This is a genomic window from Phenylobacterium sp. (genome assembly GCF_036495085.1).
Lineage (GTDB): Bacteria > Pseudomonadota > Alphaproteobacteria > Caulobacterales > Caulobacteraceae > Phenylobacterium.
The window spans coordinates 1-24,737 of the sequence record NZ_DASXNL010000039.1; the positions used below are offsets into that span (position 1 = coordinate 1).

29 protein-coding genes are annotated in these 24,737 nt (G+C 67.2%); 9 read left to right on the plus strand and 20 right to left on the minus strand.

Going from position 1 to position 24,737, the window contains the following annotated elements; genetic code table 11:
* The coding region (locus tag VGI62_RS05780) for a gamma-glutamyltransferase family protein (protein WP_331503448.1) at positions 1-1,282 on the plus strand (1,282 nt) is incomplete at its 5' end.
* 7 nt (positions 1,283-1,289) lie between these two features.
* Here VGI62_RS05780 and VGI62_RS05785 read toward each other — a convergent pair.
* From VGI62_RS05785 to VGI62_RS05800, 4 genes are all read right to left on the minus strand, one after another.
* Positions 1,290-2,783, minus strand: a complete 1,494-nt coding sequence (locus VGI62_RS05785; protein ID WP_331503449.1) for a HAMP domain-containing sensor histidine kinase — start codon at positions 2,781-2,783, stop codon at positions 1,290-1,292.
* 78 nt (positions 2,784-2,861) lie between these two features.
* Positions 2,862-3,917 (minus strand): quinone-dependent dihydroorotate dehydrogenase, encoded by a 1,056-nt coding sequence (locus VGI62_RS05790; RefSeq protein ID WP_331503451.1) that lies wholly within the window; start codon positions 3,915-3,917, stop codon positions 2,862-2,864.
* Positions 3,914-4,255, minus strand: a complete 342-nt coding sequence (locus VGI62_RS05795) for a DUF952 domain-containing protein (protein ID WP_331503452.1) — start codon at positions 4,253-4,255, stop codon at positions 3,914-3,916. Before VGI62_RS05795 ends, VGI62_RS05790 begins: the two co-directional genes overlap by 4 nt.
* A complete protein-coding gene (locus VGI62_RS05800) occupies positions 4,252-4,761 on the minus strand; it encodes a histidine phosphatase family protein (protein ID WP_331503453.1) in 510 nt (169 codons plus the stop codon). The genes VGI62_RS05795 and VGI62_RS05800 overlap by 4 nt, the downstream gene beginning before the upstream one ends.
* Positions 4,762-4,863: 102 nt before the next feature.
* Here VGI62_RS05800 and metX point away from each other — a divergent pair, with 102 nt between their 5' ends.
* Together metX and metW are read left to right on the plus strand one after the other, a co-directional pair.
* The gene (gene metX, locus VGI62_RS05805; RefSeq protein ID WP_331503454.1) at positions 4,864-6,021 is read left to right on the plus strand and encodes a homoserine O-acetyltransferase MetX; all 1,158 of its coding nucleotides are present in this window, start codon (positions 4,864-4,866) and stop codon (positions 6,019-6,021) included.
* Between the two features lie 10 nt (positions 6,022-6,031).
* Positions 6,032-6,733 (plus strand): methionine biosynthesis protein MetW, encoded by a 702-nt coding sequence (gene metW, locus VGI62_RS05810; protein ID WP_331503455.1) that lies wholly within the window; start codon positions 6,032-6,034, stop codon positions 6,731-6,733.
* A gap of 24 nt (positions 6,734-6,757) precedes the next feature.
* Here the strand turns inward: metW and VGI62_RS05815 are convergent, their stop codons facing one another.
* Positions 6,758-7,102: a P-II family nitrogen regulator gene (locus VGI62_RS05815; RefSeq protein ID WP_331503456.1), complete on the minus strand. Its 345-nt coding sequence runs from the start codon at positions 7,100-7,102 to the stop codon at positions 6,758-6,760.
* Complete coding sequence (locus VGI62_RS05820; RefSeq protein WP_331503457.1) at positions 7,099-7,923, minus strand: class I SAM-dependent methyltransferase; 825 nt, start codon at positions 7,921-7,923, stop codon at positions 7,099-7,101. The genes VGI62_RS05815 and VGI62_RS05820 overlap by 4 nt, the downstream gene beginning before the upstream one ends.
* 89 nt (positions 7,924-8,012) lie before the next feature.
* Here VGI62_RS05820 and gloB point away from each other — a divergent pair, with 89 nt between their 5' ends.
* Positions 8,013-8,774: a hydroxyacylglutathione hydrolase gene (gloB, locus tag VGI62_RS05825; RefSeq protein ID WP_331503458.1), complete on the plus strand. Its 762-nt coding sequence runs from the start codon at positions 8,013-8,015 to the stop codon at positions 8,772-8,774.
* Between the two features lie 33 nt (positions 8,775-8,807).
* Here the strand turns inward: gloB and VGI62_RS05830 are convergent, their stop codons facing one another.
* The 3 genes from VGI62_RS05830 to VGI62_RS05840 form a co-directional block, all read right to left on the minus strand.
* Positions 8,808-9,533: a DUF4908 domain-containing protein gene (locus tag VGI62_RS05830; RefSeq protein WP_331503459.1), complete on the minus strand. Its 726-nt coding sequence runs from the start codon at positions 9,531-9,533 to the stop codon at positions 8,808-8,810.
* Between the two features lie 124 nt (positions 9,534-9,657).
* Positions 9,658-10,383 (minus strand): acetoacetyl-CoA reductase, encoded by a 726-nt coding sequence (gene phbB / locus VGI62_RS05835; protein WP_331503460.1) that lies wholly within the window; start codon positions 10,381-10,383, stop codon positions 9,658-9,660.
* A 52-nt stretch (positions 10,384-10,435) separates the two neighbouring features.
* Complete coding sequence (locus VGI62_RS05840) at positions 10,436-11,611, minus strand: acetyl-CoA C-acetyltransferase (protein ID WP_331503461.1); 1,176 nt, start codon at positions 11,609-11,611, stop codon at positions 10,436-10,438.
* Positions 11,612-11,778: 167 nt separating this feature from the next.
* Here VGI62_RS05840 and phaR point away from each other — a divergent pair, with 167 nt between their 5' ends.
* Entirely contained in the window at positions 11,779-12,387 is a 609-nt protein-coding gene (gene phaR / locus VGI62_RS05845) for a polyhydroxyalkanoate synthesis repressor PhaR (RefSeq protein WP_331503462.1), read from the plus strand.
* A 20-nt stretch (positions 12,388-12,407) separates the two neighbouring features.
* Positions 12,408-12,728 (plus strand): hypothetical protein, encoded by a 321-nt coding sequence (locus VGI62_RS05850; RefSeq protein ID WP_331503463.1) that lies wholly within the window; start codon positions 12,408-12,410, stop codon positions 12,726-12,728.
* Here the strand turns inward: VGI62_RS05850 and VGI62_RS05855 are convergent.
* Positions 12,725-13,042, minus strand: a complete 318-nt coding sequence (locus tag VGI62_RS05855; protein ID WP_331503464.1) for a DNA-binding protein — start codon at positions 13,040-13,042, stop codon at positions 12,725-12,727. The genes VGI62_RS05850 and VGI62_RS05855 overlap by 4 nt on opposite strands.
* Positions 13,043-13,263: 221 nt before the next feature.
* Between VGI62_RS05855 and VGI62_RS05860 the strand changes: the two genes are divergently transcribed.
* Positions 13,264-13,665, plus strand: coding sequence for an SRPBCC family protein (locus tag VGI62_RS05860; RefSeq protein WP_331503465.1), 402 nt, complete (start codon positions 13,264-13,266; stop codon positions 13,663-13,665).
* Positions 13,666-13,672: 7 nt separating this feature from the next.
* On the opposite strand, the gene VGI62_RS05865 is transcribed toward VGI62_RS05860, so the two are convergent.
* Positions 13,673-14,413, minus strand: a complete 741-nt coding sequence (locus tag VGI62_RS05865) for a glycosyltransferase (protein ID WP_331503466.1) — start codon at positions 14,411-14,413, stop codon at positions 13,673-13,675.
* Between the two features lie 154 nt (positions 14,414-14,567).
* Here VGI62_RS05865 and VGI62_RS05870 point away from each other — a divergent pair, with 154 nt between their 5' ends.
* Both VGI62_RS05870 and VGI62_RS05875 read left to right on the plus strand, forming a co-directional pair.
* Positions 14,568-16,280, plus strand: coding sequence for a glycosyltransferase family 39 protein (locus VGI62_RS05870; RefSeq protein WP_331503467.1), 1,713 nt, complete (start codon positions 14,568-14,570; stop codon positions 16,278-16,280).
* The gene (locus VGI62_RS05875; protein WP_331503468.1) at positions 16,277-17,182 is read left to right on the plus strand and encodes a hydroxymethylglutaryl-CoA lyase; all 906 of its coding nucleotides are present in this window, start codon (positions 16,277-16,279) and stop codon (positions 17,180-17,182) included. Before VGI62_RS05870 ends, VGI62_RS05875 begins: the two co-directional genes overlap by 4 nt.
* Here the strand turns inward: VGI62_RS05875 and VGI62_RS05880 are convergent, their stop codons facing one another.
* The 9 genes from VGI62_RS05880 to VGI62_RS05920 all read right to left on the minus strand — a co-directional run bounded on the left by VGI62_RS05880 (position 17,183) and on the right by VGI62_RS05920 (position 24,521).
* Complete coding sequence (locus VGI62_RS05880; protein WP_331503469.1) at positions 17,183-17,998, minus strand: class I SAM-dependent methyltransferase; 816 nt, start codon at positions 17,996-17,998, stop codon at positions 17,183-17,185.
* 12 nt (positions 17,999-18,010) lie between these two features.
* The gene (locus VGI62_RS05885; RefSeq protein ID WP_331503470.1) at positions 18,011-18,949 is read right to left on the minus strand and encodes a glycosyltransferase family 2 protein; all 939 of its coding nucleotides are present in this window, start codon (positions 18,947-18,949) and stop codon (positions 18,011-18,013) included.
* The gene (thrS, locus tag VGI62_RS05890) at positions 18,946-20,925 is read right to left on the minus strand and encodes a threonine--tRNA ligase (protein ID WP_331503471.1); all 1,980 of its coding nucleotides are present in this window, start codon (positions 20,923-20,925) and stop codon (positions 18,946-18,948) included. Before thrS ends, VGI62_RS05885 begins: the two co-directional genes overlap by 4 nt.
* Entirely contained in the window at positions 20,922-21,194 is a 273-nt protein-coding gene (yidD, locus tag VGI62_RS05895) for a membrane protein insertion efficiency factor YidD (RefSeq protein WP_331503472.1), read from the minus strand. The genes thrS and yidD overlap by 4 nt, the downstream gene beginning before the upstream one ends.
* A gap of 55 nt (positions 21,195-21,249) precedes the next feature.
* On the minus strand, positions 21,250-21,723 hold the full coding sequence (locus VGI62_RS05900; protein ID WP_331503473.1) for an iron-sulfur cluster assembly scaffold protein: 474 nt from the start codon (positions 21,721-21,723) through the stop codon (positions 21,250-21,252).
* Between the two features lie 129 nt (positions 21,724-21,852).
* Complete coding sequence (gene modC, locus VGI62_RS05905; protein WP_331503474.1) at positions 21,853-22,599, minus strand: molybdenum ABC transporter ATP-binding protein; 747 nt, start codon at positions 22,597-22,599, stop codon at positions 21,853-21,855.
* Positions 22,596-23,261: a molybdate ABC transporter permease subunit gene (gene modB / locus VGI62_RS05910; RefSeq protein WP_331503475.1), complete on the minus strand. Its 666-nt coding sequence runs from the start codon at positions 23,259-23,261 to the stop codon at positions 22,596-22,598. The genes modC and modB overlap by 4 nt, the downstream gene beginning before the upstream one ends.
* Positions 23,262-23,269: 8 nt before the next feature.
* On the minus strand, positions 23,270-24,031 hold the full coding sequence (modA, locus tag VGI62_RS05915; RefSeq protein WP_331503476.1) for a molybdate ABC transporter substrate-binding protein: 762 nt from the start codon (positions 24,029-24,031) through the stop codon (positions 23,270-23,272).
* Positions 24,032-24,053: 22 nt separating this feature from the next.
* Positions 24,054-24,521 carry a porin gene (locus VGI62_RS05920; protein WP_331503477.1) on the minus strand — a complete coding sequence of 156 codons (468 nt, stop codon included), beginning with the start codon at positions 24,519-24,521 and terminating at the stop codon, positions 24,054-24,056.
* Positions 24,522-24,737: the final 216 nt, after the last annotated feature.

Sequence of the window (24,737 nt, forward strand, 5' to 3'; positions counted from 1 at the left end):
CTACATGGCCCAGCACGACCACGGGAAGCTCGCCTGGGCGAACCTCTTCAGCGATGCCGAGCACCTTGCCGCCGACGGCTTCCCCGTGCCGCGCCGTATGGCCGAGGCCGCGAGCTCGCGGGCGCCGCAAGCGTCCCAGCCGGACGCCGTCGCCTATTTCACCAAGCCGGATGGGACCAAGGTCCAGCCCGGGGACATCATGAAAAACCCGGCCTACGCCGACACCCTGCGCAAGATCGCGGCCCAGGGCCCGAAGGCGATCCTGGAGGGCCCGATCGCCGAAGCCATCGTCGCCAGGCTGCACGAGGGCCCGATGCCTGGGACGATGACGCTCAAGGACCTGGCGAGCTATAAGCCGAAGATGACGGCTGCGGTCTGCCGGCCCTACCATGCCTATGTCGTCTGCGTTCCGCCTGCGCCGTCGGGAGGACCTGCAGTGTTGGAGGGCCTGGGCATCCTGGCGCGCACCGACATTGGCGCGCATAGGAACGACGCCCAAGGCTGGTATCTGTTCAGCCAGGCCAGCCGCCTGATGTACGCCGACCGCGACCGCTATTATGGCGACCCGGACTTCGTGGATGTGCCGATGGAGGGCCTGCTCGAGCCCACCTACCTCGACACCCGCGCTAAACTGATCAACCCGACGACCGCCGGGCCTCCGCCCGCCCCGGGTGAGCCCCGCGGCGCCAAGACCCGCGCGCCGGACCACACTCTTGAGCCGGGGGGCACGACGCATTTCGTGATCGTCGACAAGGATGGCAACGCGGTTTCAATGACCACCACGGTGGAAAGCGTCTTCGGCGACGGCCGGATGGTCGCGGGCTTTTTCCTCAACAACCAGCTGACCGACTTTTCCTTTGAGCCGAGGGACAGCGACGGCGCCCCCGCCGCCAACGCGATCGCCGGGGGCAAGCGGCCGCGGTCATCGATGGCGCCGGCTGTGGTGCTGGACAAGCAGGGCCGGCTGGTGGAGGTCGTGGGCTCGCCTGGCGGCCCTTCGATCCTGGCCTTCAACCTGAAGGCGCTCGTGGCCACGCTCGACTGGAAGCTGCCGATGCAGCCGGCGCTGGCGCTCCCGAACCTGATCGCCGCTGGGAATTTCTACGCCTCGGAGCCCGACAAATATCCGCCCGGCGTTGTGGCGGCGCTGGCGGCCAAGGGCGTGAAGCTGCAGGGCGGCGCGTTCGGCGAGGGCTCCGGTCTGCATGGGATCGAGGTCACGCCGGAGGGTTTGCGCGGTGGGGCGGATCCACGGCGCGAGGGCGTCGCCCGGGGCTTCTGACGGTCCGTCAGCCTGCGGAGCTTTTCGTCGGCCGCCGCCTGCGGGGAGTCGCCGGCGCGGGAGGCGCCGGCAGGCGCAGCTCGAACGTCGTGCCCTTCGGTCCGGTGCTTGCGAGCGTCAAGTCGCCGCCGTGGCCCTGCGCCAGCTCGCGCGCGATGGCGAGGCCCAGGCCAGCCCCGTCGGGCCGACCCGACCCGGCAAAGGGCTGGAACAGCCGCTCGCGCGCTCGTTCGGGCACGCCCGGTCCATTGTCGGTGACCCGTATGAGGCTCATGTCCCCGGCCACGCTCAGGCTGACCGTGATCCGGCCCTTAGCCTCGCGCCCCTCCTGATGCTCCATCGCTTCGCGGGCGTTGCGTAGCAGATTGACCAGGATGCGATGCAACTGATCGGGGTCGGCGCTCACCTGCGCGGCCCGGTCGATCTGCAGGGACAACGTGATCTTCTGCTCGGCAAGCCGGGCCTCCTCACCGGCCGCCTCGACGGAAGGAGCCAGCGCCACGGGTCGAGGCTCCGGCGCGGCTTCCTGGGTCTTGCCGTAGGCAAGCACGCCGGAGGCCAGCTTCACCGCTCGGTCCAGCGCGCGCTCCAGCCTTGGCAGCGCCTGACTGACCTTTGGGTCCTTCAGCGCCGCCAGCCGCTCCGAGGCGATCTGGGCGCTGGTCAGCATGTTCTTCAGATCATGGTTGATCTTGGCCACCGCCTCGCCCAGCGCCGCGAGCCGCGCCCGGGAGTTCAGTGCCGCGCGCAGATCGGCCTGCATACGGTCGAGTTCGACCTCTGCGCGTCCGATCTCGTCGCGGCGCCCGGAGGGCTCGACCCGCGCCGCGGCGTCCTCTGGGTCGGCGCGGAACCGCTCCATGGCGTAGGTGATTCGCTGCATCGGCCTGACCAGGAAAAAATTCAGCGACAGGTAGACAAGAAGCCCGGCGCTAGACGCCACCAGCAAGACGATCAGGATCATGCGGGACAGGTAGCGCAGGAGTTCGCGCCGCAACTCTGCATCGGGCGCGACGACCTCGATGAACTGGGCTGAAATGAAACGCGGCGTCGCACGCACCCGCACGCTTCGGCCAGTTCCCCCGAAAAGCGTCTGGGCCGGCGCCGTCAGCCATGCGGCCGGAGCCTGGTCGCGAAGATCGACGAAATAGGGCGTCGTGGAGCTGCGCTTGCCCTGCAGGACCAGATGCAGGCCCGCATCGGGGGTCTGGATCGCCACCCATTCGACGCCCGCGCCGCGTAGCAGCTGCTCACGTTGCGAATCGTTGACGCCGGTCGGGGCGATATCGGCGAAGCGCGAGACCGTCTCAGCCGCCCGAACGCGCTCCAGCAGCCACTGTCTCTCGAACGAGGCCAGGGCCGGCGGAAACGCCAGCGCGCCGCCGCCGGCGACAAACAGGATCGTGAGCGTCAGCAGGCGCGCGGAAAGGCCGCCGGGCCAGAAGAACCGGGGCCTCCTGGGCCGGGGAAGCTCCTGCGGCGTTGGGGCGGCGTCCGCCATGATCCTCCCGAGTTAGTCCAGCGCAGCCAGTTCGGCAACGCGAGCCGTTCGCCTGCAAGCTCCGGGCCGGTCATCAGCCTAGCGCGCGCCCACCGCGGCCTCGACCGATGTAAAGCCGTCGGATCGCAGCCGTTCAGCCAACTCCAGCTTGATCCGCCTGACCAGCCCCGGTCCCTCGAACACCAACGCCGAATAGAGTTGCACGGCATGCGCGCCAGCGCGGATCTTGGCATAGGCATCGGCGCCGGACGCAATACCGCCGACACCCACCAGCACCAGTCGGCCCGCCGAGGCATGCGCGAAGTCCCGCAGCACGCGCGTCGAAAGCGCCGTCAGGGGAGCCCCGGATAGGCCTCCGGCCTCGCTGGCGAACGAAGAGGCCAGATCGGGCCGCGAAACCGTGGTGTTGGAGACCATGACCCCCGTCAGGCCACTGGCGACGCAGGTCTCGACGATGGCCTCGATCTCACCGTCCTCAAGGTCGGGCGCGACCTTGAGGAACATCGGGACGGGGTCCTCGTCGGGCAGGCTGTCGTGGGCTTCCGCCAGGCGACCAAGCAACTCCTCCAGCGCAGCGCGGGTCTGAAGCGCGCGCAGGCCCGGCGTGTTGGGTGAGGAGACATTGATCGTGAAATAGGACGCCAGCCCCCATAGCCGCTTCAGCCCCGTCACATAGTCGCCGATGCGGTCGGCCGAGTCCTTGTTGGCGCCGATGTTCGCCCCGACGACGCCCTGCGACGGCCCAGCGCCCCGCCGCGACAGTCGCTCCGCAAAGGCGTCCAGCCCCTGGTTATTGAACCCCATCCGGTTGATCACGGCCCGGTCTTCGGTCAGCCGGAAGAGCCTCGGTCGCGGATTGCCGGCTTGTGGAAGCGGCGTCACCGTTCCGCACTCAACGAAACCGAAGCCGGCGCGCAGCATCGGAGCGAACACCTCAGCGTTCTTGTCGAAGCCGGGCGCCAGGCCCACGATGTTCGGCAGGATCAGTCCCGCCATCGACGAGGCGAGGATCGGGTCATCCACCTCAGCCGTCGGGCCCAGACCAAGCTTCAAGCCGCGGATCGCCAGGCCGTGAGCGTCCTCGGGGTCGAGCCCGCGCAACGCCCAAGTCGCCAGGGCGTGCAACCGGCTCATCGATCGATCTTGATGTGCGGAACGCCATCAGCTCCGAGCGGGGCTTCGATAACCGCCCGGGCCAGCGCGGTTTCCAGGTGGGCGTAGAGATGTGGGAAGAGCTCGCCGCCGCGGGACGGCTCCCAGCGCAGGGCCGAGCCGAGGTCCTGGGTTTCAACCACAACCACCACCAGATCTTCCTGGCCTGCGAAATGACGCCGTGCGGTTTCCTGGGCCTGAGCGGCCGTCGAGAAGTGGATGAATCCGTCCTGGCGATCGACCGCCGAGCCGTCGAAGCGGCCTTGGGATTGCGCGGCCTGCCAGGCCCCCCGTGGGAGGATCTTGTAGATCCGGCTCAATCGCCGCGCCCTCCGTCGCGTTCGGGGAAAAACAGCCCGTCGAATGCCGGACGCCCGTTGGTATCGAACAGGAAGACCGCCGCAGAGGCGGTCGGGAATTGTCGTTGGGCCCGAGCGATCAGCGAACTGGGCGCCGAACCCTCCGTGAGGAGCTTCACGGCCAGCTCCTGCAGGCCGGGGTTGTGACCCACCACCATCACAGTGGCCGCGCTTAGGCCGGCACGCTCCACCTCACGCCGCACCGACCCGGAGTCGGCGTGATAGAGGTCTTCGTCAAAGGTCACCTTCGCTTGCCGGAAATGCTGCTCCGCGGCGGCCCAGGTCTCCCGCGTGCGGGCGGCCGGCGAGACCAGCACCGAGTCCGGCGCGAAGCCCAGGTCGGCCAGATGCGCCCCCATCGCCGCCGACTCCCGTAAACCCCGGGGCGACAACTTGCGGTCGAAGTCCTCGCCGCTCGAAGACTCCGCTTCGGCCTTGCCGTGGCGAAAAAGGATCAGCCGGTCCATGCACGCTCCACCCCTGGATGCCACCTCATAACCGCGCCCGAGCCGACTGCGAAGCCGCCACCGACCATTGACAGTGAAAGGGCTTGGCGGTCCAAGGCCCGGATGGACGACGCTGCGGCCAAGACCAGCCCTGCGAGCGAGACCGACGGCGGGACGCTGTGCTTCCCGGCGGGCAAGGCGCTGCGCCTGGACTCCGGCGCCAGGCTGGAGGGGCTGGAGATCGCCTACCAGACCTACGGTCGCCTGAACGAGGCCCGCTCGAACGCCGTCCTCGTCTGCCACGCGCTCACCATGGATCAGCACGTGGCCTCGACGAACCCGACCACGGGCCGACCCGGCTGGTGGAACCGGGTCGTGGGGCCAGGCCTGCCGCTCGATCCGGAGCGCTACTTTATCGTCTGTTCCAACGTTGTCGGCGGCTGCATGGGCTCGACGGGTCCGGCCTCGACCGATCCGAAGACCGGCACGCCCTACGCGCTCGCCTTTCCGGTCGTCACCATCGCCGACATGGTCCGCGCCCAGGCCATGCTGATCGAGGCGCTCGGTATCGAGACCCTATTCGCCGTCATCGGCGGATCCATGGGAGGGATGCAGGTGTTGCAGTGGGCGGCTGACTACCCGGAGAAGCTGTTTAGCGCCGTGTGCATCGGCGCGGCCCCGCGTCACTCGGCTCAGAACATCGCCTTCCACGAAGTTGGCCGCCAGGCGATCATGGCCGATCCGGACTGGCGGGGCGGGGCCTACGAAGGCGCCGGCGTTCGTCCCGAAAAGGGGTTGGCGGTGGCCCGCATGGCCGCGCACATCACCTACCTCTCGGAAGCGGCGCTGCAGCGCAAGTTCGGCCGCGAGTTGCAGCGCGACGGCCTCTCCTGGGGTTTCGACGCCGATTTTCAGGTGGAAAGCTACCTTCGCCACCAAGCGACCAGCTTCGTCGACCGCTTCGACGCCAACTCCTACCTCTACATTACCCGGGCCCTGGACTATTTCGACCTCGCGGGCCGCCACGATGGGGTGTTGGCCGAGGCCTTCCGCAGGGCGCGCGGCGTCAGGTTCTGCGTGCTTTCGTTCTCGTCCGACTGGCTCTATCCGACAGCCGAGAGCCGCGACATCGTCCGTGCACTGAACGCCGCTGGATGTCGCGCCAGTTTCGCCGAGATCGAGACCGACAAGGGGCACGACGCCTTCTTCCTGGACGAGCCGCAGCTCGACCGGGCGCTGCGCGGTTTCTTCGCCTCGGCCGCCCAGGCGCGGGGGCTCTAGATTGGGGGTCATGCGGGAGGACTTCGCCGAGATCCTTAGGCTGGTGCGTCCGGCTGCGCGGGTGCTGGACGTAGGTTGCGAGGATGGCGAGCTCCTGGAGTTGCTGACCCGGGAGAAGCGCGTCGACGGCCAGGGCCTGGAGATCAGCCCGGCCGGCGTCTCCGCCTGCCTGGCTCGCGGCCTGGCGGTCGTGCAAGGCGACGGCGACCGCGACCTCGACCACTTCCCAACCAAGGCCTTCGACTACGCGATCCTTTCGAAGACCCTGCAGCAGATGCGCGAGCCGAAGCACGTGCTCTCCGAACTGCTAAGGATCGCCGACCAGGCCATCGTCTCCGTGCCGAACTTCGGCCACTGGCGGATGCGCGTCTCGCTGATGGCCCGCGGCCGGATGCCCGAGACGCGCGCGCTACCCGACCCTTGGTACGAGACCCTGAACATCCACCTGTGCACTTTGCGCGACTTCACCGACCTTTGCCGCGAGTTGGACCTTCGGGTCGATGCCTGCGTCGCGCTTTCGGGCGGCAAGCCGGCGAGGCCGATGCGGCCGGACGGGCTGCTCGAAAACTGGCGCTCGGAGACAGCGCTCTTCCTGCTCAGCCGGCGGTCCGAGGCTGCCGCGGAGGCTCCCCCGCGCGACCTCTTCGGCGCCGTGCCCCTGGAGGCTCCCGCCCCCGCCAAGCGGGCCCGCCGCGCAAAGCCCAGGCGCTAGCTAGGCCAGGCGAAGTCGATCCCGTCAGCCCGCTATGGCCGCCGCGTCCCGGTCGCCGGTGCGGATGCGCAACGCCTGCTCGAGGTCCATGACGAAGACCTTGCCGTCGCCGATCTTGCCGGTATTGGCCGTGCGCGAGATGGCCTCCACCACGACCTCGGCGATGTCGGACGGCACGGCGATCTCCAGCTTGACCTTCGGCAGCAGCTTCACCTCATACTCCGCCCCTCGGTAGACTTCGGTCTTGCCGCGCTGGCGGCCGTAGCCCCGAACCTCGGTTACAGTCAGCCCCGAGGCGCCGGCCTCGGTGACCGCGTCAAGCACGGCGTCAAGCCGGCTTGGCTTGATGATCGCAACGATCATCTTCATGGCGAAGCCTTTCGGTTGGACTTGGATCCAACGCTAAGGCTTTCGCCGGCGGCGTCCAAGGGGCTCTGCCGCAAAGGACCCTTGGGCGCCTGCGAAAAGGGCGCACCGCTGGGGGCCGGCGCCAGCAATGGTCGCACCCGGCGCACCCGAGCGCCCAGGCCACGGGGTTTTACCGCAAAGGTCTGCTTCACCGCCTCCATGAGCAGCAGGCCCGCAAATCCAGGCCAAAGGCGCGACCCCGTCTGCTCGAATCCTTCGGCCCATCCCGCCATCCAGTTCAGCGGCGGCACGTAAAGGGCCCGTGTCCATCCCGACGGCTCCAGCTCGGCTTCGCGCAGCAACTCGCCGAGTTGGCCGCGGCTGTAGGGCCGGCCATGACCAAAGGGGGTCTTTTCGGTGTTCGCCCAAAGGCCGTTGCGCGCCGTCACCGCGACGACGACGCGACCCGATGGGGCCAGCACCCGCCAGACTTCGCGCAAGAGAGCGATAGGATCGGGACTCTCTTCGATCCCGTGCACCACGAGAATCCGATCGAAGAGCGCGTTGGGGAACGGCAGACTATCCTCGCCTACCAGCGTGGTCAGGTTAGGCTCAGAGCCCGGCCAGATCTCGACGCCCTGTTGTGCGGGCATGGCCCCCACGACCCGGCGCGCGGCATGGCGCTGTGTCGCAACGAATGGGGTCGCATAGCCCAGCGCCAACACGTCCAGTCCATGGGCGTCACCCCAGGCCTCCAGCACTTTGCGCCCGACCATGGCGCGGGCGGCCCGGCCGAGATCGGAGGCGTAAAACTGCCGTAGCTCCAGGACGTCGCGGCGCATAATGGCGATGGCTAAGCTCGACTAAGGCCTTGCGCCAACCTAAATCGCATCGCTGTGTCTGTCCTGCCGCAGACCGGAGGCCAAAAGCGATGTCCCTGACCGTCCACCAGTTCCCCTGTCTTTCGGACAACTACGGCTTCCTGGCTCGCGACGAGGCGAGCGGCAAGACGGCCTGTATCGATACGCCGGAAGCGGCCGCGATTCTGCGGGAACTGGCGAAACTCGGCTGGAAGCTGGACCTGATCCTCAACACCCACTGGCACCCTGACCACGCGGGCGGCAACGCCGAGATCGTGGCCGCCACCGGGGCGACTGTCGTGGGACCCGCCGAAGTCACGCGCCTGACCACCTTGGATCGCGAGGTGCGCGGCGGCGAAGTCGTGATGTTGGGTGAAACCAGGTTCGAGGTGATTGAGAGCGGCGGCCACACCCTTGGCCACATCGCCTATTTCGACGCAGCCGATCGAATTGCCTTCGTCGGCGACACCCTGTTCGCGCTCGGCTGCGGGCGGCTCTTCGAAGGTACGGCCGAGCAGATGTGGACCAGTCTCCAGCGATTGGCGGCGCTGCCCGACGACACCAGGGTCTACTGCGCCCACGAGTACACTGCCTCCAATGCCCGCTTTGCGCTCTCCGTGGACGACGACCCCGCGCTCAAGGCGCGGGCAGAGCAGATCTTCGCCATGCGTGAACGCGGTGAGCCGACCGTGCCGACGACAATCGCACTCGAGAAAGCCACCAATCCCTTTCTGCGCGCCCCGCAACTGGCGCTACGGGTTGGGGCCGCAGGAGAGCCTGACTACAAGGCCTTCGGCGCGGTGCGCGCCGCAAAGGACGTCTTCAAGGGCTAAGGCTGCGTCTGCCCCTGAAGGGCAAAGCGCACACTAGTGCGTCTCGGCCACGTGAACGATCCAGTCTGAGGAGGGCCGGCCGGCCCAGCCCTGAGGCGGAGCCACGGTGACTTCAAGCACGCCTTGCGCCACTTGAGCCGACGCGCCGTGGCCTTCCATGATGCGCACCTTCAGGACCCGATCCACCAACCGCCGCGACTCCGAGCGCCTGGTCATCCGCACCAGCGCCTCGCTGGTCACCATGGCCGCGTCCGCGATCAGACCGGACGAAGCCGGCGTGGCTTCTGCCTCGAACGGGATTGACCGCCTCGCCGCACGGCTGGCGCGGGCGCTGGCCAGCGCCAGGCGCTCAAAGAGCGCTTGGGGGCCCATGATCGCCAGCTTGAGCGGTGTGCCCGCCCCCGCCAGGGCGCAGGCTGAGCCGCCCGGCCGCTGGTCGGTGAAGATGGTGACGCCGCCCAAGCGCGTGGCGCGCAACAGGGTCTCGCCGAGGTCGTTCTTGTAGATGGTGTCGCCACGCGGAGCCGGTTGGGCCTTCAGGGCCCAGACTTCATAGCTGTTGTCGAATTTCAGAAGCGGCTTGGGGCCCGTGCGGTCGAGGATGAAGATGTCCCCGTCCTCAGAGACATACCGCGCGATTGGTGGAGCTGGAAATTGGCGCCCGTCGGCAGGACGTCCGAACAAGCCCTGGCGTAAACTCTCCACCGGCCCGGCCATCACGGGCTGGGCGAACCCTAGAACGGCGCAAAGCACAGCCACGCAGGCCGCCGCTGGGCGCGTCCGTAATGAAGCCAATGGCTCGCCCGTCATGACGACCAATGGGATGCGGGCCGAGTAGGGCGCTTTTTGGACCGGCGTTGGGCCTTCGCCGGACAGCGTGACCTTAGCCGACCAGGTATTGTCCGCCGTTCAGCGACAGTGTCGTGCCGGTCACATAGCCGGCCCGCTCGCCGGCAAGGAACGCGACCATATCGGCGATCTCGTCGCCGCGCCCCAGACGCCCGACCGGAATCTGGCTGATTATGCCCTCGAGCACCTTTTCCGGCACGGCCTGAACCATTTCGGTGTCGATGTAGCCCGGAGCGATAACGTTCACGGTCACGCCCTTCTTGGCGTTCTCCAGTGCGAGGGCCTTGGAGAAGCCGATCATCCCTGCCTTGGCCGCTGAATAGTTGGTCTGACCGACCTGGCCCTTCTGTCCGTTGATCGAGGAGATGTTGATGATCCGCCCCCATTCGCGCTCCCGCATCCCCTCGATCACCTGCCGCGTCATGTTGAAAAGCGAGTCCATGTTCACCCGGATCACCTCGCTCCACTGCTCAGAGCTCATCCGGTGGAACACACCGTCGCGGGTGATGCCGGCGTTGTTGACCAGGATATCGATCGGCCCAAGCTCGGCCGTCACCGCCGCAACGGCGTGCTGGCAATCGGCGAAGTTGCCGACGTTGCCCTTAACCACCATGGCCCCTGTGTCCCGCTTCAGCGCAGCGGCCGCCTCGTCGTTGCCGGAGTAGCCTGCCGCCACCCGGATTCCGTCTGCGGTCAGTCGCTCGACGATCGCCCGCCCGATGCCACGGGTTCCACCCGTGACCAGCGCTACCCTGGCCATGACTCTTCCTCCCTTCGGAAGGGACGCCGTTGGCCCGGCGCGCCCTGAAAACTCAAATCTTCTCGACGCACATGGCCACGCCCATGCCGCCGCCGACACAAAGCGTGGCGAGGCCCTTGGATGCGTCGGTCCGGTTCATCTCATGCAGCAAGGTGGTCAGGATCCGCGCGCCGGAGGCCCCGATCGGGTGGCCGATGGCGATCGCCCCGCCATTGACGTTCACCTTTGCGGGATCGAGACCCAGGTCGCGAACCACACAGATCGACTGGGCGGCGAAAGCTTCGTTGGATTCCACCAGGTCAAGGTCGCCGACAGTCCAGCCGGCCTTCTCCAGCGCCTTGCGACTGGCGGGAATGGGTCCGGTGCCCATGATCTCCGGATCAACGCCGGCGTGAGCCCAGGAGGCGATCCGCGCCAGCGGCTTCAGACCCCGCTTCTTCGCCTCGTCGGCGCTCATAAGCACCAAGGCGGCGGCGCCGTCGTTCAGGCCGGAAGCATTGGCGGCGGTGACCGTGCCTTCCTTAGCGAACGCAGGCTTCAACCCGGAGACGCTATCCAACGTCGCCCCGTGGCGGATGTATTCATCCTGGTCCACGACGGTGTCGCCCTTGCGGCCCTTGATCGTCACCGGGGCGATCTCTCCTGCAAACTTGCCGGCCTTCTGGGCGGCCTCGGCTCGGTTTTGCGACGACACCGCGAACTTGTCCTGGTCCTCGCGGGTGATTTGCCAACGGGCGGCGATGTTTTCGGCGGTCTGGCCCATGTGGTAGCCGTGGAAAGCGTCCCACAGGCCGTCCTTGATCATGGTGTCGACGAACGAGAAGTCGCCCATCTTCTGGCCGTTGCGCAGGTTCGCCGCATGGGGCGACTGGCTCATGCTCTCCTGGCCGCCGGCGATGACGATGTCGGCCGAGCCGTCCTGGATCTGCTGGGCGCCGAGCGCGACGGCCCTGAGGCCCGAGCCGCAGAGCTGGTTGAGACTCCAGGCGGGGCTTTCCACTGGAATGCCGGCGTTGACCGCCGCTTGGCGTGCGGGGCCTTGTCCCGCGCCGGCCTGCAGAACCTGGCCCATGATAACCTCGTCGACGTCGCCGGCCTGGATGCCGGCGCGTTCGACCGCGGCCAGGATCGCGATCCTGCCGAGCTCGTGGGCCGGCAGGCTGGATAGCGCCCCATTGAACGAACCGACCGGCGTACGGGCGGCGGAGACGATGACGATATCGGTCATGGCGCAGATTCCTTGGCGTCGCAAAACAGGGCCCTTCCCTATCTATTGGGACCGGCTCGACTTTCCGCAAGCCGCTTCTCTGGCGCCGATTGCCATTCGCCTCGCATCCGCGATACTGCAGTGCAGAACAGAGGTTCGCGGAACGCGGACCTGACAAGGGAATTGGGATGGCCGACACCCAGGATACCGCCGCTCCGGGCGAGCGGGTCGTCATCAAAAAGTACGCCAACCGGCGCCTCTACAACACCGCGTCCTCCAGCTACGTCACCCTCGAACACTTGTCGGAGATGGTGAAGCAGAACATCGACTTCGTGGTCTATGACGCCAAGACCAACGAGGACATCACCCGTTCGGTCCTGACGCAGATCATCTTCGAGGAGGAGAGCCAGCAGGGGCAGAGCCTGCTCCCGATCCAGTTCCTGCGGCAGTTGATCGGCTTTTACGGCAACTCAATGCAGGCGTTCCTACCGAGCTATCTCGAACTGTCGCTGGCGAGTTTTTCCCAGCAACAGGAGCGGATGCGCAACCAGTTCACCGCGCTTGGCCACACGCCGGGCGCCGGAGCGTTCGACGAGCAGGTGCGCCAGAACCTCGCGCTCTTCGATCGGGCGATGAAGATGTTTTCCCCCTTCGCCTATGCCAGGCCGGAGGAGCCTGCGCCCGTCGCTCCGAAGGCTGAGCCCGCCGCACCGCCCGCCGACGAGGCGCTTGCCGCGCTGCGCAAGCAGATGGAGGACATGCAGGCGCAGATCGAGAAACTGGCCAACAAGGGCTGAACGGGCTGGCATTGTCGACCATGACCTCGCCGATCGATTCCTCCCGCAGGTCCTCCGCCATCCGCCGCGCCAATCGCACGGCGCCCGAGCGCCAGGATGAGGCGAGCGAGCCCGAAACCGCCAACCTGCCGATCCCGGTGGGAGCGGCCAGAACTGTCCCGCCGGCCGGGCCAGTCGCGGCGGCCGCCGCGATCGAGGCCCAGAAGCTCGGCGAACGGCGTGGCCTGCGCGGCGGAGCCTCGGTCATCGACGAAGCCAAGGCCACCTACAACCGAACCGAATGGTCGGGCTCCAGGGACCGGCGAGCGCCCAAGGGCCGGGGCGCCAAAACCAAGGTCTAGCCGCCTTTTAGGCGCACTATTTCCGCCTCCAGTCGCGCCACGCGCTGCTCCAGGGCCGCAACCTGCGCCTCGATTGGGCCGACCTTGACCGGGACCGGCGTCGAAACCCCGGCCCGGCCAGCCACCTCGCCCGCCGCGGCGCCCAGCAGCTCGGCAAATGCCGCCACCTCGGCGGCGGAAAGTTCCCTCTGGTCCTTGAACGCGAGCGACAGATCCTCGCGGCTCATCCCGGCCGCCGCGGCCAGCACGTCGCGCGACATTCCTCGGTCCGCGAGGCGCGCGTCGAACCATGCGGCGTCAAAGAACAGGGCCATGGCGTCCTATCGGCGATCGCGGCGTCAGCCGGCGCCGGTCTTGCTTAACCATCTCGGAACCTTCGATCACGGGCCGGGCTCATGCTGCAAGTCGTCTTCCGCCTCGTCGACATCGCAGTCGTCGTGCTGATCTTGTCCGCCCTCACCTGACCTCGTCCGGATCCCGCCAGCCAAGGCCGCAAACAGCTGCCAGATTCGGCTCCGCAAAGGAGACCGAACCCATGGCTTCCATCGTCAAGGAGATCATCGTCGAGGCGCCCGTCGACGTCGTTTGGGACGCTGTCGCCGATTTCGGCGCCGTTCATCGCCGCTTTGCACCGGGCTTCGTCGTCGACACTCAACTCGAGGAAGGCGCTCGTATCGTCACCTTCGAGAATGGCCAGGTGGCCCGCGAGGTCTTCCTGGGCGTCGATCCGGAGCGGCGGCGGCTCGCCTACTCCATCGACAGTGAGCGCTTCGCCCACCACAACGCTTCGTTCCAGGTGCTGGAGGCGGGCGCAGGCCAAAGCCGGCTTGTCTGGTCAGTCGACGTCCTACCCGACGCCATGGCCGACTTCCTTGCCGAGCGAATGGATGTGGGCCTGTCCAAGGCCAAGGACACCCTGGGCCGCGTGCCGGCCTAACCTTAACCTAGACCTCGTCCACGACGCCCGGATTGCGCGCCCGTGACTGCAACCAGATCACTCCGAAGAGGTCCGAGAGCGAAGCCCAGAGACGGCCAAGGTTCGTGTACTTCGACGCGCCGGTCCGGCGGTGGCGGTGGTTCACCGGCCGAAACGCGACCTGGTAGCCCTCCCGCTGCATCAGCGCCGGCAGGTATCGGTGGATGTGGTCGAAGTAGGGAAGGCGCAGGAAGGCCTCCCGCCGAAAGGCCTTCAATCCGCAGCCGGTGTCGTTCGCCGTATCGTTCAGAAGCCGCCTGCGCACGCCGTTGCCAACCCGCGAGGCCACCTTCTTGGCGTAACTATCCTGCCGCTTGACGCGTTCGCCGCCGACCAGCGCAAGCTCTGGTGGTCCTGCGGCTAACGCCGCCGCCAGGCCGGGCGCATCGGCCGGATCGTTCTGTCCGTCACCATCAAGGGTGACGATGATCGCGCCTCGCGCGGCCAGGATGCCGGATCGCAGGGCCCGGCTCTGACCGGAATTGTTGCGGTGCGCCAGCACACGCAACTGCGGTATCTCGGCCGCCAGGGCCTTCAGGACCGCGCGGGTTTGGTCTCGGCTGGCGTCGTCGACGAATATCATCTCGTAATTCCGGCCCTTGAACGCTGCGGCGATCTCACGCGCCAGCATTGGCGCAGCACCCTCCTCGTCGAAGACCGGCACCACCACGGAGATGTCGGGGGTCGAAGGAGCTGGGCTGCGAGCCATGGCCTCCCATAGCGGAAAAGCCCGCGTTGGGAAGGATACCGAGGGCCTTCCTGTCCGGAAACCGAGATGAAGAGAAGGATCGCCCCAGGTTTTAGGTCATCATCGGCGCCGAAAGCGGTACACCTTCCTGCTGTGACGCTTTAGGCAGGCTCACATGAAGCTCGAAGGTGAACTGGAGCGGTTCAGCCGCGGCTGGCGCGGCCCCGCCATTGCGGCGTTCGTGGCGTTCCTGGCTGGCCTGCCCGGCATGCTGGCCGTGCCGCCCCTCGACCGTGACGAGTCGCGCTTCGCCCAAGCCACCGCCCAGATGCTGGAGACCGGCGACTTCGTGGTGATCCGCTACCAGGATGAACCGCGATTCAAGAAGCCGGTGGGCATCCACTGGCTGCAAGCCGCCAGCGTTTCCTTGTTCTCCAGTCCCGAAAACCATCAGATCTGGGCCTACCGCATCCCTAGCCTGCTGGGAGCCATGCTGGCCGCCGCCGCTTGCGCCTGGGGGGCCTCGGCCTTTTTCGGCGCGCCAACCGGCCTGCTGGCCGGCGCCATGCTGGGCACGACTTTCCTGCTCTCCACCGAAGCCCTGATCGCAAAGACCGATGCGGCGCTCTGCGGCGCCACGACCCTCGCGCTTGCCGCCCTTGCTCGCCTTTACGCCGAGGCGCGCGACGGGCCGCCGGCGGGTCGCAGGGCCTGGCTGCTGTTCTGGCTGGGCATCGGAGTGGGCGCGCTGGTGAAGGGCCCGATCACGCCCCTGGTCGCCGCCCTCGCCATAATCGCCCTCATTGTCGTCGACCGCCGGCCCGGCTGGCTGATGCGGCTGAACTGGATCTGGGGCCTGATCATCGTGGCCGCCATCGTCGGGCCCTGGGCCGGCGCGGTGACAGTCGCCACGGACGGGGCGTTCTGGAGCGCGGCCCTCGCAGGCGACCTTGCCCCGAAACTGGCGGGCGGCCAGGAGACCCACGGCGCCCCGCCCGGCTACCATACCCTTCTTGCGCCATTGCTGACGTTTCCGATGACCCTGATGCTGCCTGCGGCCGCCATCACCGCCTGGAAGCGGTGGCGTGAGCCAGGCGTGCGGTTCGCGCTCGCGTGGCTGGTTCCGGCATGGCTGCTCTTCGAGGCGACCCCGACCAAGCTCGTGCACTACCCGCTTCCGACCTACGGCGCGATCGCCTGGCTCGCCGCCGCGGCGCTGACCGAACCAATCGGCAAGGGCGCACGCTGGACAGGGGCGATTCTGTCAGGCGCTTTGGGGGTCCTGCTCGCGGCCGCGGCATTCTACCTGGTGAAGCTCTACGGCGATGTCAGTGACATCCCCGCCGCCGCGCTGGCGGCTCTGCTCTTCGCAGGCGCAGGACTGGCCGGAGGCTATCTGCTGGTCCGGCGCGCGCCGACGACCGCCGTGATCGGCGCGGTGGCTCTTGGACTAGCCGGCCATGCGGCTCTGGCGGCTGGTCTCGCCCCGAGGCTGAGCCCGCTTTGGCTGTCTGCGCGTACCGAGCAGGCAATGGCGAAGGCCCAGTTGCTGCCTCAGCAAGGCATAGCCGACGCCCCGGTCACGGTGGCGGGTTACGCCGAACCCAGCCTGGTCTTCGCACTCGGTACGCCAACCGAACTTGCCGGCGCAGAGGATGCCGCCCAGGCGATTTCCGAGAACCGCCCGGCGGTGGTCGAGCAGCGTCAGGAGGCCGATTTCCAAAAGGCCCTAGCGGCCTACCACGCGCAGGCCCATCTGGTCTCGACAGTGAAGGGGCTCGACTATTCAGACGGAAAGCACATGACCCTGCGCATTTATGAGGCGGCTGAAACGGCCAGTCCGCAAACCCCGGCGGCCGCCGCCCCCAGTCCTGGAGTCAGCCAATGAGCCGCGCGATCGAGATCGTCGAGGTAGGCCCGCGCGACGGCCTGCAGAACGAAAAATCCCTGCTCGAGGTCGACCAGAAGCTGGAGTTCATCCGCCGGCTGGAAGCCGCTGGAGCGCGCCGGATCGAGACGGTCTCCTTCGTCAACCCGAAGCGCGTGCCGCAGATGGCCGGGGCCGAGGAAATCTCCGCCGCCCTGCCCACGCTCGTCGGCCGTTCGCGCATCGGTCTGGTGCTCAACGAACGGGGCTGGGACCGCTGCGTGGCCGCCGGCTGCGACGAGGCCAACGTCGTCGTCTGCGCAACCGACGGGTTCGGCATCCGTAACCAGGGAGCTTCGGCCGAAGAGCAGACCGCAGCGATGCAGGCCATCGCCGCGCGACAGCGGGCAGAAGGCGGCCCGCCGATCACCGTGACCATCTCCGTAGCGTTCGGATGCCCCTTCGACGGCGAGGTCTCCGAAGAGCAGGTCGTACGCATTGTCCGCGCGGCGGCGGAGTCAGGCGTAGCCGAGATCGCGCTTGCCGACACCATCGGCGTCGCTGACCCCTGGCTGGTCCGCCGCCGCGTCGAAGCCGCCCGCAAAGCCGCGCCTGATCAGCGTCTGCGCATGCACTTTCACGATACTCGCAACACCGGCCTCGCCAACGCCTACGCAAGCGTGGAAGCGGGCGTCGACGTGCTGGACGCCAGCTGCGGCGGCCTGGGCGGCTGCCCCTTCGCGCCTGACGCCACCGGCAACATCGGCACCGAGGATCTTGTCTATATGCTGGAGCGCGCCGGCTTTGCGACCGGCTACGATCTGGACGGCCTCATCGCCACGGCGAAGTGGATGGCAGGCATCCTGGGGAAGCCGCCGGCCGCCTCGGTCAGCCGCGCGGGTGTGTTTCCTATTCACGCCTGATCACGGCTTCACCGCTACGAACAGGTCCTGGCTACCTTCGTATTCGCCGCCCGTGGTCCAGTGTCCGCGCAGGAAATCGCCGAGCCGCAGGCCCGCCTGGGCAACCGCCGCCTCAAGCGCCACGCGCCAGTGCGCGATGGCGCGTTCGGGATAGCGCGCATCGACGGCAGCGGATGTCGCGTCGAACGGCTGGAAGGGGAAACCCGCCGACGCCTCCCGCCCCGGCTCGATGGCGAAGGCTGTAAATGCGAAACGGCCGGCCGGGCGTAGCACCCGTGCTGTCTCGGCCAGATATCGGCGGACGCCGGGCATCCGCATATGTGTGAAGACCGAGGTCGCGAAGGCCAGGTCGACCGACCCGTCGCGCGCCGGAAACACGGTATCGATCTCGGCGACGCGGCCGCGGGCGTTGTATTCGCGGTTGCGGATGTCCAGCAGTTCAAAATGCATGTGCGGTTCATTGGCGAACTGACGGCGGCAATCCTGAATCCCGCGGCGCGAAACGTCGAAGCCGACATAGCCGCCGCCAGCCCTGAGGACGGGCGCAAGATGAGCGGCCACGCGGCCGTTGCCGCAGCCGATATCGAGGACCTGATCGATCGGCCTCAGTCCCGCATGGTCCTGGAGATTGGCCAGCAGCGTAGCGCCGATCGCCAGGAAATCGCCGTCGCCGACGTTGTGCCAGAAATTCCAGGGGTCGCGCCGCCGGACCGGGTCGGACAGCCGCAGGGGCAGGCCCTTCAGGTCGGCGATCGCGCCGACCACGGCGCGACGGGCGCCAGGGGGCGCGAAACGGGCGATCCGACGCAGGATCACCGGCGTCATCACCTAGCCGGCGCGGCCCCTGAACCGCCAAACCACCGGGCGAACAACGGCGGCGCCGACCACGATCGGCGACAGCAGCCAGGCCATGACGCGCTGTGAGCCGCCCACCGCGCGCTTGCGGAAAAAACGGGCCAAGCCGACCCCCTTGTGAAACTCGACGCGCAAAGGACTGGTCAGGCTGGTGTGGCCCAGGTGGATGACCTCCGCCTTGGGGTGGAACAACACCCGGCCACCCATCTCGCGCACACGCCAGCAGAGATCGACGTCCTCAACGTGGAGGAAGTACTTCTCGTCAAAGCCGTCCACCGCGTCGAAATCCTCGCGGCGCATGCAGAAGCAAGCACCCGAGATTGTTGGCACCGCCGCCACCTGCTCAAGCGCCGGCTCGCCTTCCCAGTGAACTTCGTAGCGTCGCCAGGCCGGCACGTTCTGAGTCAGTCGGCTGAGTGACAGGATCGCGGCCATCAAAGTGATGTCACCACGCCGCGCGCCGCGTTGCTCGGAAAGGTCGGCATTGAGCACACGGCCGCCCACGATGCAGGGCACCGGCCGGCTTTCAATCTCACGAACCAGTTCGGCGATGCAGCGGGGCTGGAGAAAGGCGTCCGGATTGAGGAACACCAGGATGTCACCACGCGCCGTGCGCGCTCCAAGGTTGGCCCCGCGCGCGAAGCCGATATTTCCGTGGCCGCTCAATAGCGTCACGCGGGGTTCGCGTTCGGCGTGCGCGCGCAACGCCGCCTCGTCCGCGCCCGATGAGCCGTTGTCGACGATCACGAACTCGTCGACCATCGGGTCCCTCAGCACGCGGCGCACGCTCTCCTCGAGCGCGACGCCGGTCATGTAGACGACCATGACCACCGACACGGTGCGCCGCCCCCCGGCGTAGTCCGGGGCCGGGGCGGATTCTGCGGCGGCAATCGGTGCAGCGATGCCGTTCATCCAGCCTCCAATGCGCCGATCTTGCGTGGAAGCGGCGTGTCTTCGTTCCCGGGCATCGACGAAAGATCAGGCGGACTCGCCTGCAACGCAAGGGCGTTCGCCGCAGCCGCCAGCTTCAGTATTTCCTGTCGATCGGACCCCAGTCGGCGAAGCGCAACCTGTTCAAGTTCCGACTCCCGGCGGCCCACGACAGCCAGCACCGGAACCTTGGCGAGGCTGTGCTCCCGCACCTTGTAGTTGATCTTCTCGTTTCGCAGATCCAGTTCCACTCGCAGCCCCTTCGCCTTCAAGGCAGCCGCGACATGGCGGGCGTACTCATCGGCGTCAGAGGTGATCGTAGCGACAACAACCTGAACAGGAGCCAACCACAGCGGGAAGGCGCCAGCATAATTCTCAATCATCACGCCGAGAAACCGCTCCACCGATCCGCAGATCGCACGGTGCAGCATGACTGGCCGCTGCTTCGAACCGTCCTCGGCGACGTATTCCGCGTCCAGGCGTTCGGGCATCACGTAGTCCAGTTGCAGCGTTCCGCACTGCCACGTACGGCCGATGGCGTCCTTCAGGTGGAATTCGAGTTTCGGGCCGTAGAAGGCGCCTTCGCCCGGAAGCATCTCAACCTGGCAGCCGGCCGCGATCGCCGCCCGCTCGAGCTTTTTCTCGGCCACATCCCAGACCTCGTCCGTTCCGAAGCGCAGCTCCGGACGAAGCGCCAGCTTCACCGAGTCCAACTCCATGTCGCAGTCCCGGTAGACACTCTCGAGCAGCCGGATGAACTTCGTGGACTCTTCCTCGATCTGGTCCTCACGGCAGAAGATGTGGGCGTCGTCCTGCGTGAAGGCGCGCAGGCGGAAGATGCCGTGCAGCGCCCCCGACGGCTCGTACCTGTGGCATGCCCCGAATTCCGCCATGCGCAAGGGTAGGTCGCGGTAGCTCTTCTGGCCGTAGTTGAAGATCTGCACGTGGCCGGGACAGTTCATCGGCTTTACAGCCAGCACCTCGCCCTCCGAAGTCTCGCAGGTGAACATGCTCTGACCGAACTTTTGCCAGTGGCCTGACTGCTCCCAGAGCTCCCGGTCCATCAGCTGAGGGGCCTTCACCTCCACATAGCCATCCTCATCCAGCCGGCGGCGCATATAGGCCTCCAGCGTGCGGAACAGGGTCCAGCCCTTGGGGTGCCAGAAGATCATCCCCTTGGCCTCTTCCTGCAGGTGGAAGAGGTTCATGGCGCGACCGATCTTGCGGTGGTCCCGCTTCTCGGCCTCTTCGATGCGGTGCAGATAGGCTTCGAGATCTGCTTCCGACGCCCAGGCCGTGCCGTAGATACGCTGCAACTGTGCGTTCCGGTGGTCGCCACGCCAGTAGGCGCCGGCCAGCTTCGTCAGCTTGAACGCTTTGCCCACCGCCTTCGTCGACGGCAGGTGGGGCCCGCGGCAGAGGTCCTTCCAGTTCCCCTGGCGGTAGACACTCACGTCCTCCCCGGCCGGTATGCCTTCGATGATCTCGGCCTTGTAGAGCTCGCCGATCGACTTGAAGTGGGCGATGGCGTCATCGCGCTTCCAAACCTCGCGCTCGATCTTTTCGTCGCGGTCGACGATCTCCTTCATCCTCTGTTCGATCGTCGCCAGATCCTCCAGGCTGAAGGGCTCGTCGCGGGCGAAGTCGTAGTAGAAGCCGTCTTCGATCGAGGGACCGATGGTCACCTGCGTGCGGGGGAAGAGCTCCTGCACCGCTTCGGCCATCACGTGGCTGGCGTCATGACGCAGGGTTTCCAGCACCTCGGGGCTCTCGCGCGTCAGGATCTCGAACTTGCCGCCGTGCGGCAGCGGGCGTTCGAGATCGAGGAGCTCGCCGTCGAGCTTCACCAGCACCGCGTTCTTGGCTAGCGATACGGCGATGGAGGCGGCGACGTCCTTTCCCGTAACGCCGTCGTCGTAGGGGCGCTTGGAGCCATCGGGGAATATCAGGTCGATCATGGTCCACAGGTCCACTTTCGCGCGTCACCTTCAGAGGTTTTGCGCGGGGGCGGAACCGGGTCATACCCGGACCCTCCGCCCCAAGGATGACAACGACACAGCCTGCGACCGGCGAGCAACGCGCCTCGCCACGGGCCGTGGCCGATCAGGGCTTCTGCGGCGTATTCCGAGCAGGTCGGAAGGAACCGGCATTGCCGCCCGATCAGCGGCGAAAGCGTCAGCTTGTACGCGCGGAGCGCACCCCTGACACAGCGTTCGTAGAAAGTCATGCCGGCTACGAAATTCTTAAGCGAGGGCCAGCGTTACGCTGCGCCCCTCGGTCGATCAAGCCGCGCCGGCGGGACTAGTTCGCTCGGCGGAGGTGTCTGGCATTGCGCCTGTCGCCGTGCGGACAGCCTCGGTCACAGCCTCGAACGCGAGCAGCGTCGAGGCGTGGCGGGCTGGATAATCCTTCACAGGCGAGAGCATAGCCAGGTCCGAAAATCGTCCGTCAGGCGCGGCTGCGCCCTCTTTCAACATAGCACGGAACTGATCCCGGGCCAGTTCCAGCTCCGAAAGGCTCGCCCCCACGACATGAGCGCCGAGCACGGAGGCTGCAGCCTGGCCGAGTGCGCAGGCTTTCACCTCCTGGGCGAAGTCGGCCACCCGGTCACCTTCGACCTTCACGTCGACCAGCACCCGGCTGCCGCACAGTTTCGCCACCTTCTCAACGCTGGCGTCCGGGGCGGCCAACCGCCCCACCCGAGGCATGTTCGCCGCAAGCGCCAGCAGTTTGCCTGAATAGAGGTCGTCGATCATCGCCCCCTAGATCGGGGGGCGGACATGCGCTGTCAAATCGGATCTCCCGGAACGACGCACGGCACTGTCGGAGCCTTCGTCGTTTCGTCCGACCACCATGCGCGCCAAGGCTACGCCGGCGATTGCCCGCTAGGCATCTGGCGTGAGCCCCGCGCGCAGGGCCGCAAGCGCCAGGCGGTCGCGCTCAGCGCCGCTGAGGCCGTCCAGGCCAGGTCGCCCTGGGTCCGGCGCGCGACGCGACGGCGCCTCGATCCGCCCGTTGTTCATAACCAGCACATGGTCCGCCAAGCGGTCGATCTCGCTGGCGTCGTGACTGATGTAGAGCGCCGGAATCGCCAGCGCCCGATGCAGCCGTTCGAGATAGGGCAGGATCTCAGCCTTGCTGGCGGCGTCGAGGCTGGAGAGCGGCTCGTCCATCAGCAGCAGGCGCGGCTGGGTCAACAGCGCCCGCCCCAGCGCCACCCGTTGACGCTCGCCACCGGAGAGATTGGCGGTCGAGCGGGCGATCAGCGGGGCAAGGCCCAGCAGCTCAACCGTATCGTCGAAGCCGATCTCGGCCTTCGAGCGCGCGCGCCTTGCGCCGTAGAGCAGGTTGCCGCGTACGGATAGGTGAGGCAGCAGGCTGGCCTCCTGGAACACGACCCCGACCATTCGGCGATGCGGCGGCAGGAATACCCGCGCGCCCTGCCATACCTCGCCCGCCACCGTAAGGTGGCCGTCGAGGTGGGCGAGACCGGCGATGCAACGCAGCAAGCTGGTCTTGCCGGACCCGGAGGGCCCGCTGAGCGCGGTTATCCCCTGCGGCGCGAGCGCAAACTCCGCGTCCAGCCTGAACGCCCCGAGCGCGCCGGCGAAGCGCCCCTCGACGCCGTTCACCGCACCGCCTCGTCCGTCCGCCGATCGACCAGCAGCAGACCCAGCAAGGCCAGGAAGGAAAAGACCACGACACCGGCCGCCAGTCGGTGCGCCTCGCCATACTGCAGGCTCTCGACAAGCTGGTAGATGCGCACCGAGATCACCTCGGTCTTGCCGGGGATGCCGCCGCCGATCATCAGCACGACCCCGAACTCACCGATGGTATGGGCGAAGACCAGGATGGCGGCGGTGACGAACCCGCGGCGGGAGAGTGGCAGGGCGACTGTGAAGAAGGCGTCCAGCGGTGAAGCGCGCAGAGTCGCGGCCACCTCCATCGGCCGGCGACCCATGGCTTCGAAGGCGCCGCGGATCGGCTGAACGGCGAACGGCAGGGAATAGACCATCGAGCCGATCACCAGCCCCTCGAAGGTGAAGGCGAGCGTGCGGATACCGAACGGATGTAACAAGGCCATCAGGGGACTCTGAGGCGCAATGGCGATGAGCAGGTAAAAGCCCAGCACTGACGGCGGCAGGATGATCGGGAGGGTGGTGACCGCGGCGACGATTTCCTTCCACCAAACCCGGCGGCGAGCCAGCCACCACGCGAGCGGCGTGGCGATGGTCAGCAGCAGGACGGTGGTCAGTCCCGCGAGCCGCAGCGTCGTCCAGACGACTTCGCTCACGCTTTCTCCTACCTCACTTCGTAGCCGTACTTCTTGATGATGGTGACTGCAGTCGGGCTCTTCAGAAAGGCCATGAATGCCTTGGCCGCAGGGTTGTTCTGACCCGTGTAGAGCAGGATCGCCTGTTGATCGATGGGCGCATGGTGAGTGGCCGGGACCAGCCAGCGCGAGCCGCCGGGGAGGTTGATCACCTGCGACAGCGCCACGAAGCCCAGCTCGGCCGCCCCCGTGTCGACGAACTGGAAGGCCTGGGTTATCGACGAGCCCGTCACGATCTTCGGCTTGACGGTGTTGTAGACGCCCAGCTTCTGCAGGGTCTGCACGGCTGCGACGCCGTAGGGCGCGGCCGACGGATCAGCGAGCGCGAGCTTGTTGAACTTGCCGCCGCTCAGCACTGCGCCGGCGCCGTCCACCAGCCCCGGCGTCTTCGAAAAGAGCACCAGTTGGCCGATGGCGTATGTAAAGCGCGTTCCGGTGACGCCGAGCCCGTCCTGCTCGGCTTTCTTGGGCCGGTCGGCGTCGGCCGAGAGAAACACCTCGTAGGGCGCGCCCCTGGCCATCTGGGCGTAGAACTGCCCGGAGGAACCGAAGCTCAGGACGGCGGTATGACCTGTCGCGGCCTTGAAGGCCGCGGCGATCTCCTTGGCCGGCTCGGTGAAGTTGGCCGCAACCGCGACCTGGGTGTCAGCGGCGAGCGCAGCGGTCGGACCGAACGCCAGGACGGCGGCGATCAGCGCCAGTTGAAGAACCTGAAGGCGTCGCGTGATCATAGGCTCTCCCGGGACTTTGGGGTCAGAAGGCGAACTGCGAGCGCAGAGCGATGGGGTGGTAGTGCTGGCCCACCTGCACGCCCACCGGCGTCGAGAAGGTCGCCGCCGACGGCGACAGCCGGTTGATACGAACGTCCTGATATTGCAGGATAAAACGCACGACCGTGTTTGGGTACCAGTTGAGGCCGCCGCTCACGATCTTCTGCTCGCCCCCGCGAACGGCGTCGACGGTGGGCGCGGTTCCAAGCGCCCCGACGTTGTAGTTCAGGTCGATGTTCGAGTAGCGCCCGGTGAGCTCGAAGGCGCCCCATGTTCCGTCCATGATGCTGAACGGATGGTCCACCGGCGGCCCGTCGAAGGCGGCCGTGCCGGGATTGTAACGCCGCCGCTCGCCGGTCAGCAGGTATCCGCCCTCGAACGTAGTAGCCGCTGAAATCCGGGTCAGACGCGCCGAGGGCTGCGTTACGCCGCTCGATCTTGAAGGCCTCATACTCCCCCTGGAGGAAGAAGCTCATCGAGTCCCTCGCGAGAAACCCCGTCCTTCCGGGCGGGGAGGTAGGCGAGCGCGGCCGGCGGCCGCTTCTCCGGGGTTGAACAGCACGGTGACGCCTGTAGATTCGAGGCGATGATCCATCGCGGCTTCCGCTACAAATCGGCCCCGAGCTGCGAGCAGGAGGGGCGGTTCCGGCAGTTCGCGGGGGTCTGC

Coding starts and splice junctions, on each gene's coding strand:
- metX (WP_331503454.1), top strand. CDS start 4,864: ATGGACGACGCTGCGGCCAAGACCAGCCCTGCGAGCGAGACCGACGGC.
- VGI62_RS05885 (WP_331503470.1), bottom strand. CDS start 18,949: ATGAACGGCATCGCTGCACCGATTGCCGCCGCAGAATCCGCCCCGGCC.
- VGI62_RS05855 (WP_331503464.1), bottom strand. CDS start 13,042: ATGGCCCTGTTCTTTGACGCCGCATGGTTCGACGCGCGCCTCGCGGAC.
- VGI62_RS05815 (WP_331503456.1), bottom strand. CDS start 7,102: ATGAAGATGATCGTTGCGATCATCAAGCCAAGCCGGCTTGACGCCGTG.
- modA (WP_331503476.1), bottom strand. CDS start 24,031: ATGATCACGCGACGCCTTCAGGTTCTTCAACTGGCGCTGATCGCCGCC.
- VGI62_RS05870 (WP_331503467.1), top strand. CDS start 14,568: ATGAAGCTCGAAGGTGAACTGGAGCGGTTCAGCCGCGGCTGGCGCGGC.
- VGI62_RS05800 (WP_331503453.1), bottom strand. CDS start 4,761: ATGGACCGGCTGATCCTTTTTCGCCACGGCAAGGCCGAAGCGGAGTCT.
- VGI62_RS05875 (WP_331503468.1), top strand. CDS start 16,277: ATGAGCCGCGCGATCGAGATCGTCGAGGTAGGCCCGCGCGACGGCCTG.
- VGI62_RS05900 (WP_331503473.1), bottom strand. CDS start 21,723: ATGATCGACGACCTCTATTCAGGCAAACTGCTGGCGCTTGCGGCGAAC.
- VGI62_RS05790 (WP_331503451.1), bottom strand. CDS start 3,917: ATGAGCCGGTTGCACGCCCTGGCGACTTGGGCGTTGCGCGGGCTCGAC.
- VGI62_RS05820 (WP_331503457.1), bottom strand. CDS start 7,923: ATGCGCCGCGACGTCCTGGAGCTACGGCAGTTTTACGCCTCCGATCTC.
- VGI62_RS05785 (WP_331503449.1), bottom strand. CDS start 2,783: ATGGCGGACGCCGCCCCAACGCCGCAGGAGCTTCCCCGGCCCAGGAGG.
- phbB (WP_331503460.1), bottom strand. CDS start 10,383: ATGGCCAGGGTAGCGCTGGTCACGGGTGGAACCCGTGGCATCGGGCGG.
- VGI62_RS05840 (WP_331503461.1), bottom strand. CDS start 11,611: ATGACCGATATCGTCATCGTCTCCGCCGCCCGTACGCCGGTCGGTTCG.
- VGI62_RS05850 (WP_331503463.1), top strand. CDS start 12,408: ATGACCTCGCCGATCGATTCCTCCCGCAGGTCCTCCGCCATCCGCCGC.
- VGI62_RS05920 (WP_331503477.1), bottom strand. CDS start 24,521: ATGAGGCCTTCAAGATCGAGCGGCGTAACGCAGCCCTCGGCGCGTCTG.
- yidD (WP_331503472.1), bottom strand. CDS start 21,194: ATGACTTTCTACGAACGCTGTGTCAGGGGTGCGCTCCGCGCGTACAAG.
- gloB (WP_331503458.1), top strand. CDS start 8,013: ATGTCCCTGACCGTCCACCAGTTCCCCTGTCTTTCGGACAACTACGGC.
- metW (WP_331503455.1), top strand. CDS start 6,032: ATGCGGGAGGACTTCGCCGAGATCCTTAGGCTGGTGCGTCCGGCTGCG.
- VGI62_RS05865 (WP_331503466.1), bottom strand. CDS start 14,413: ATGGCTCGCAGCCCAGCTCCTTCGACCCCCGACATCTCCGTGGTGGTG.
- VGI62_RS05860 (WP_331503465.1), top strand. CDS start 13,264: ATGGCTTCCATCGTCAAGGAGATCATCGTCGAGGCGCCCGTCGACGTC.
- thrS (WP_331503471.1), bottom strand. CDS start 20,925: ATGATCGACCTGATATTCCCCGATGGCTCCAAGCGCCCCTACGACGAC.
- phaR (WP_331503462.1), top strand. CDS start 11,779: ATGGCCGACACCCAGGATACCGCCGCTCCGGGCGAGCGGGTCGTCATC.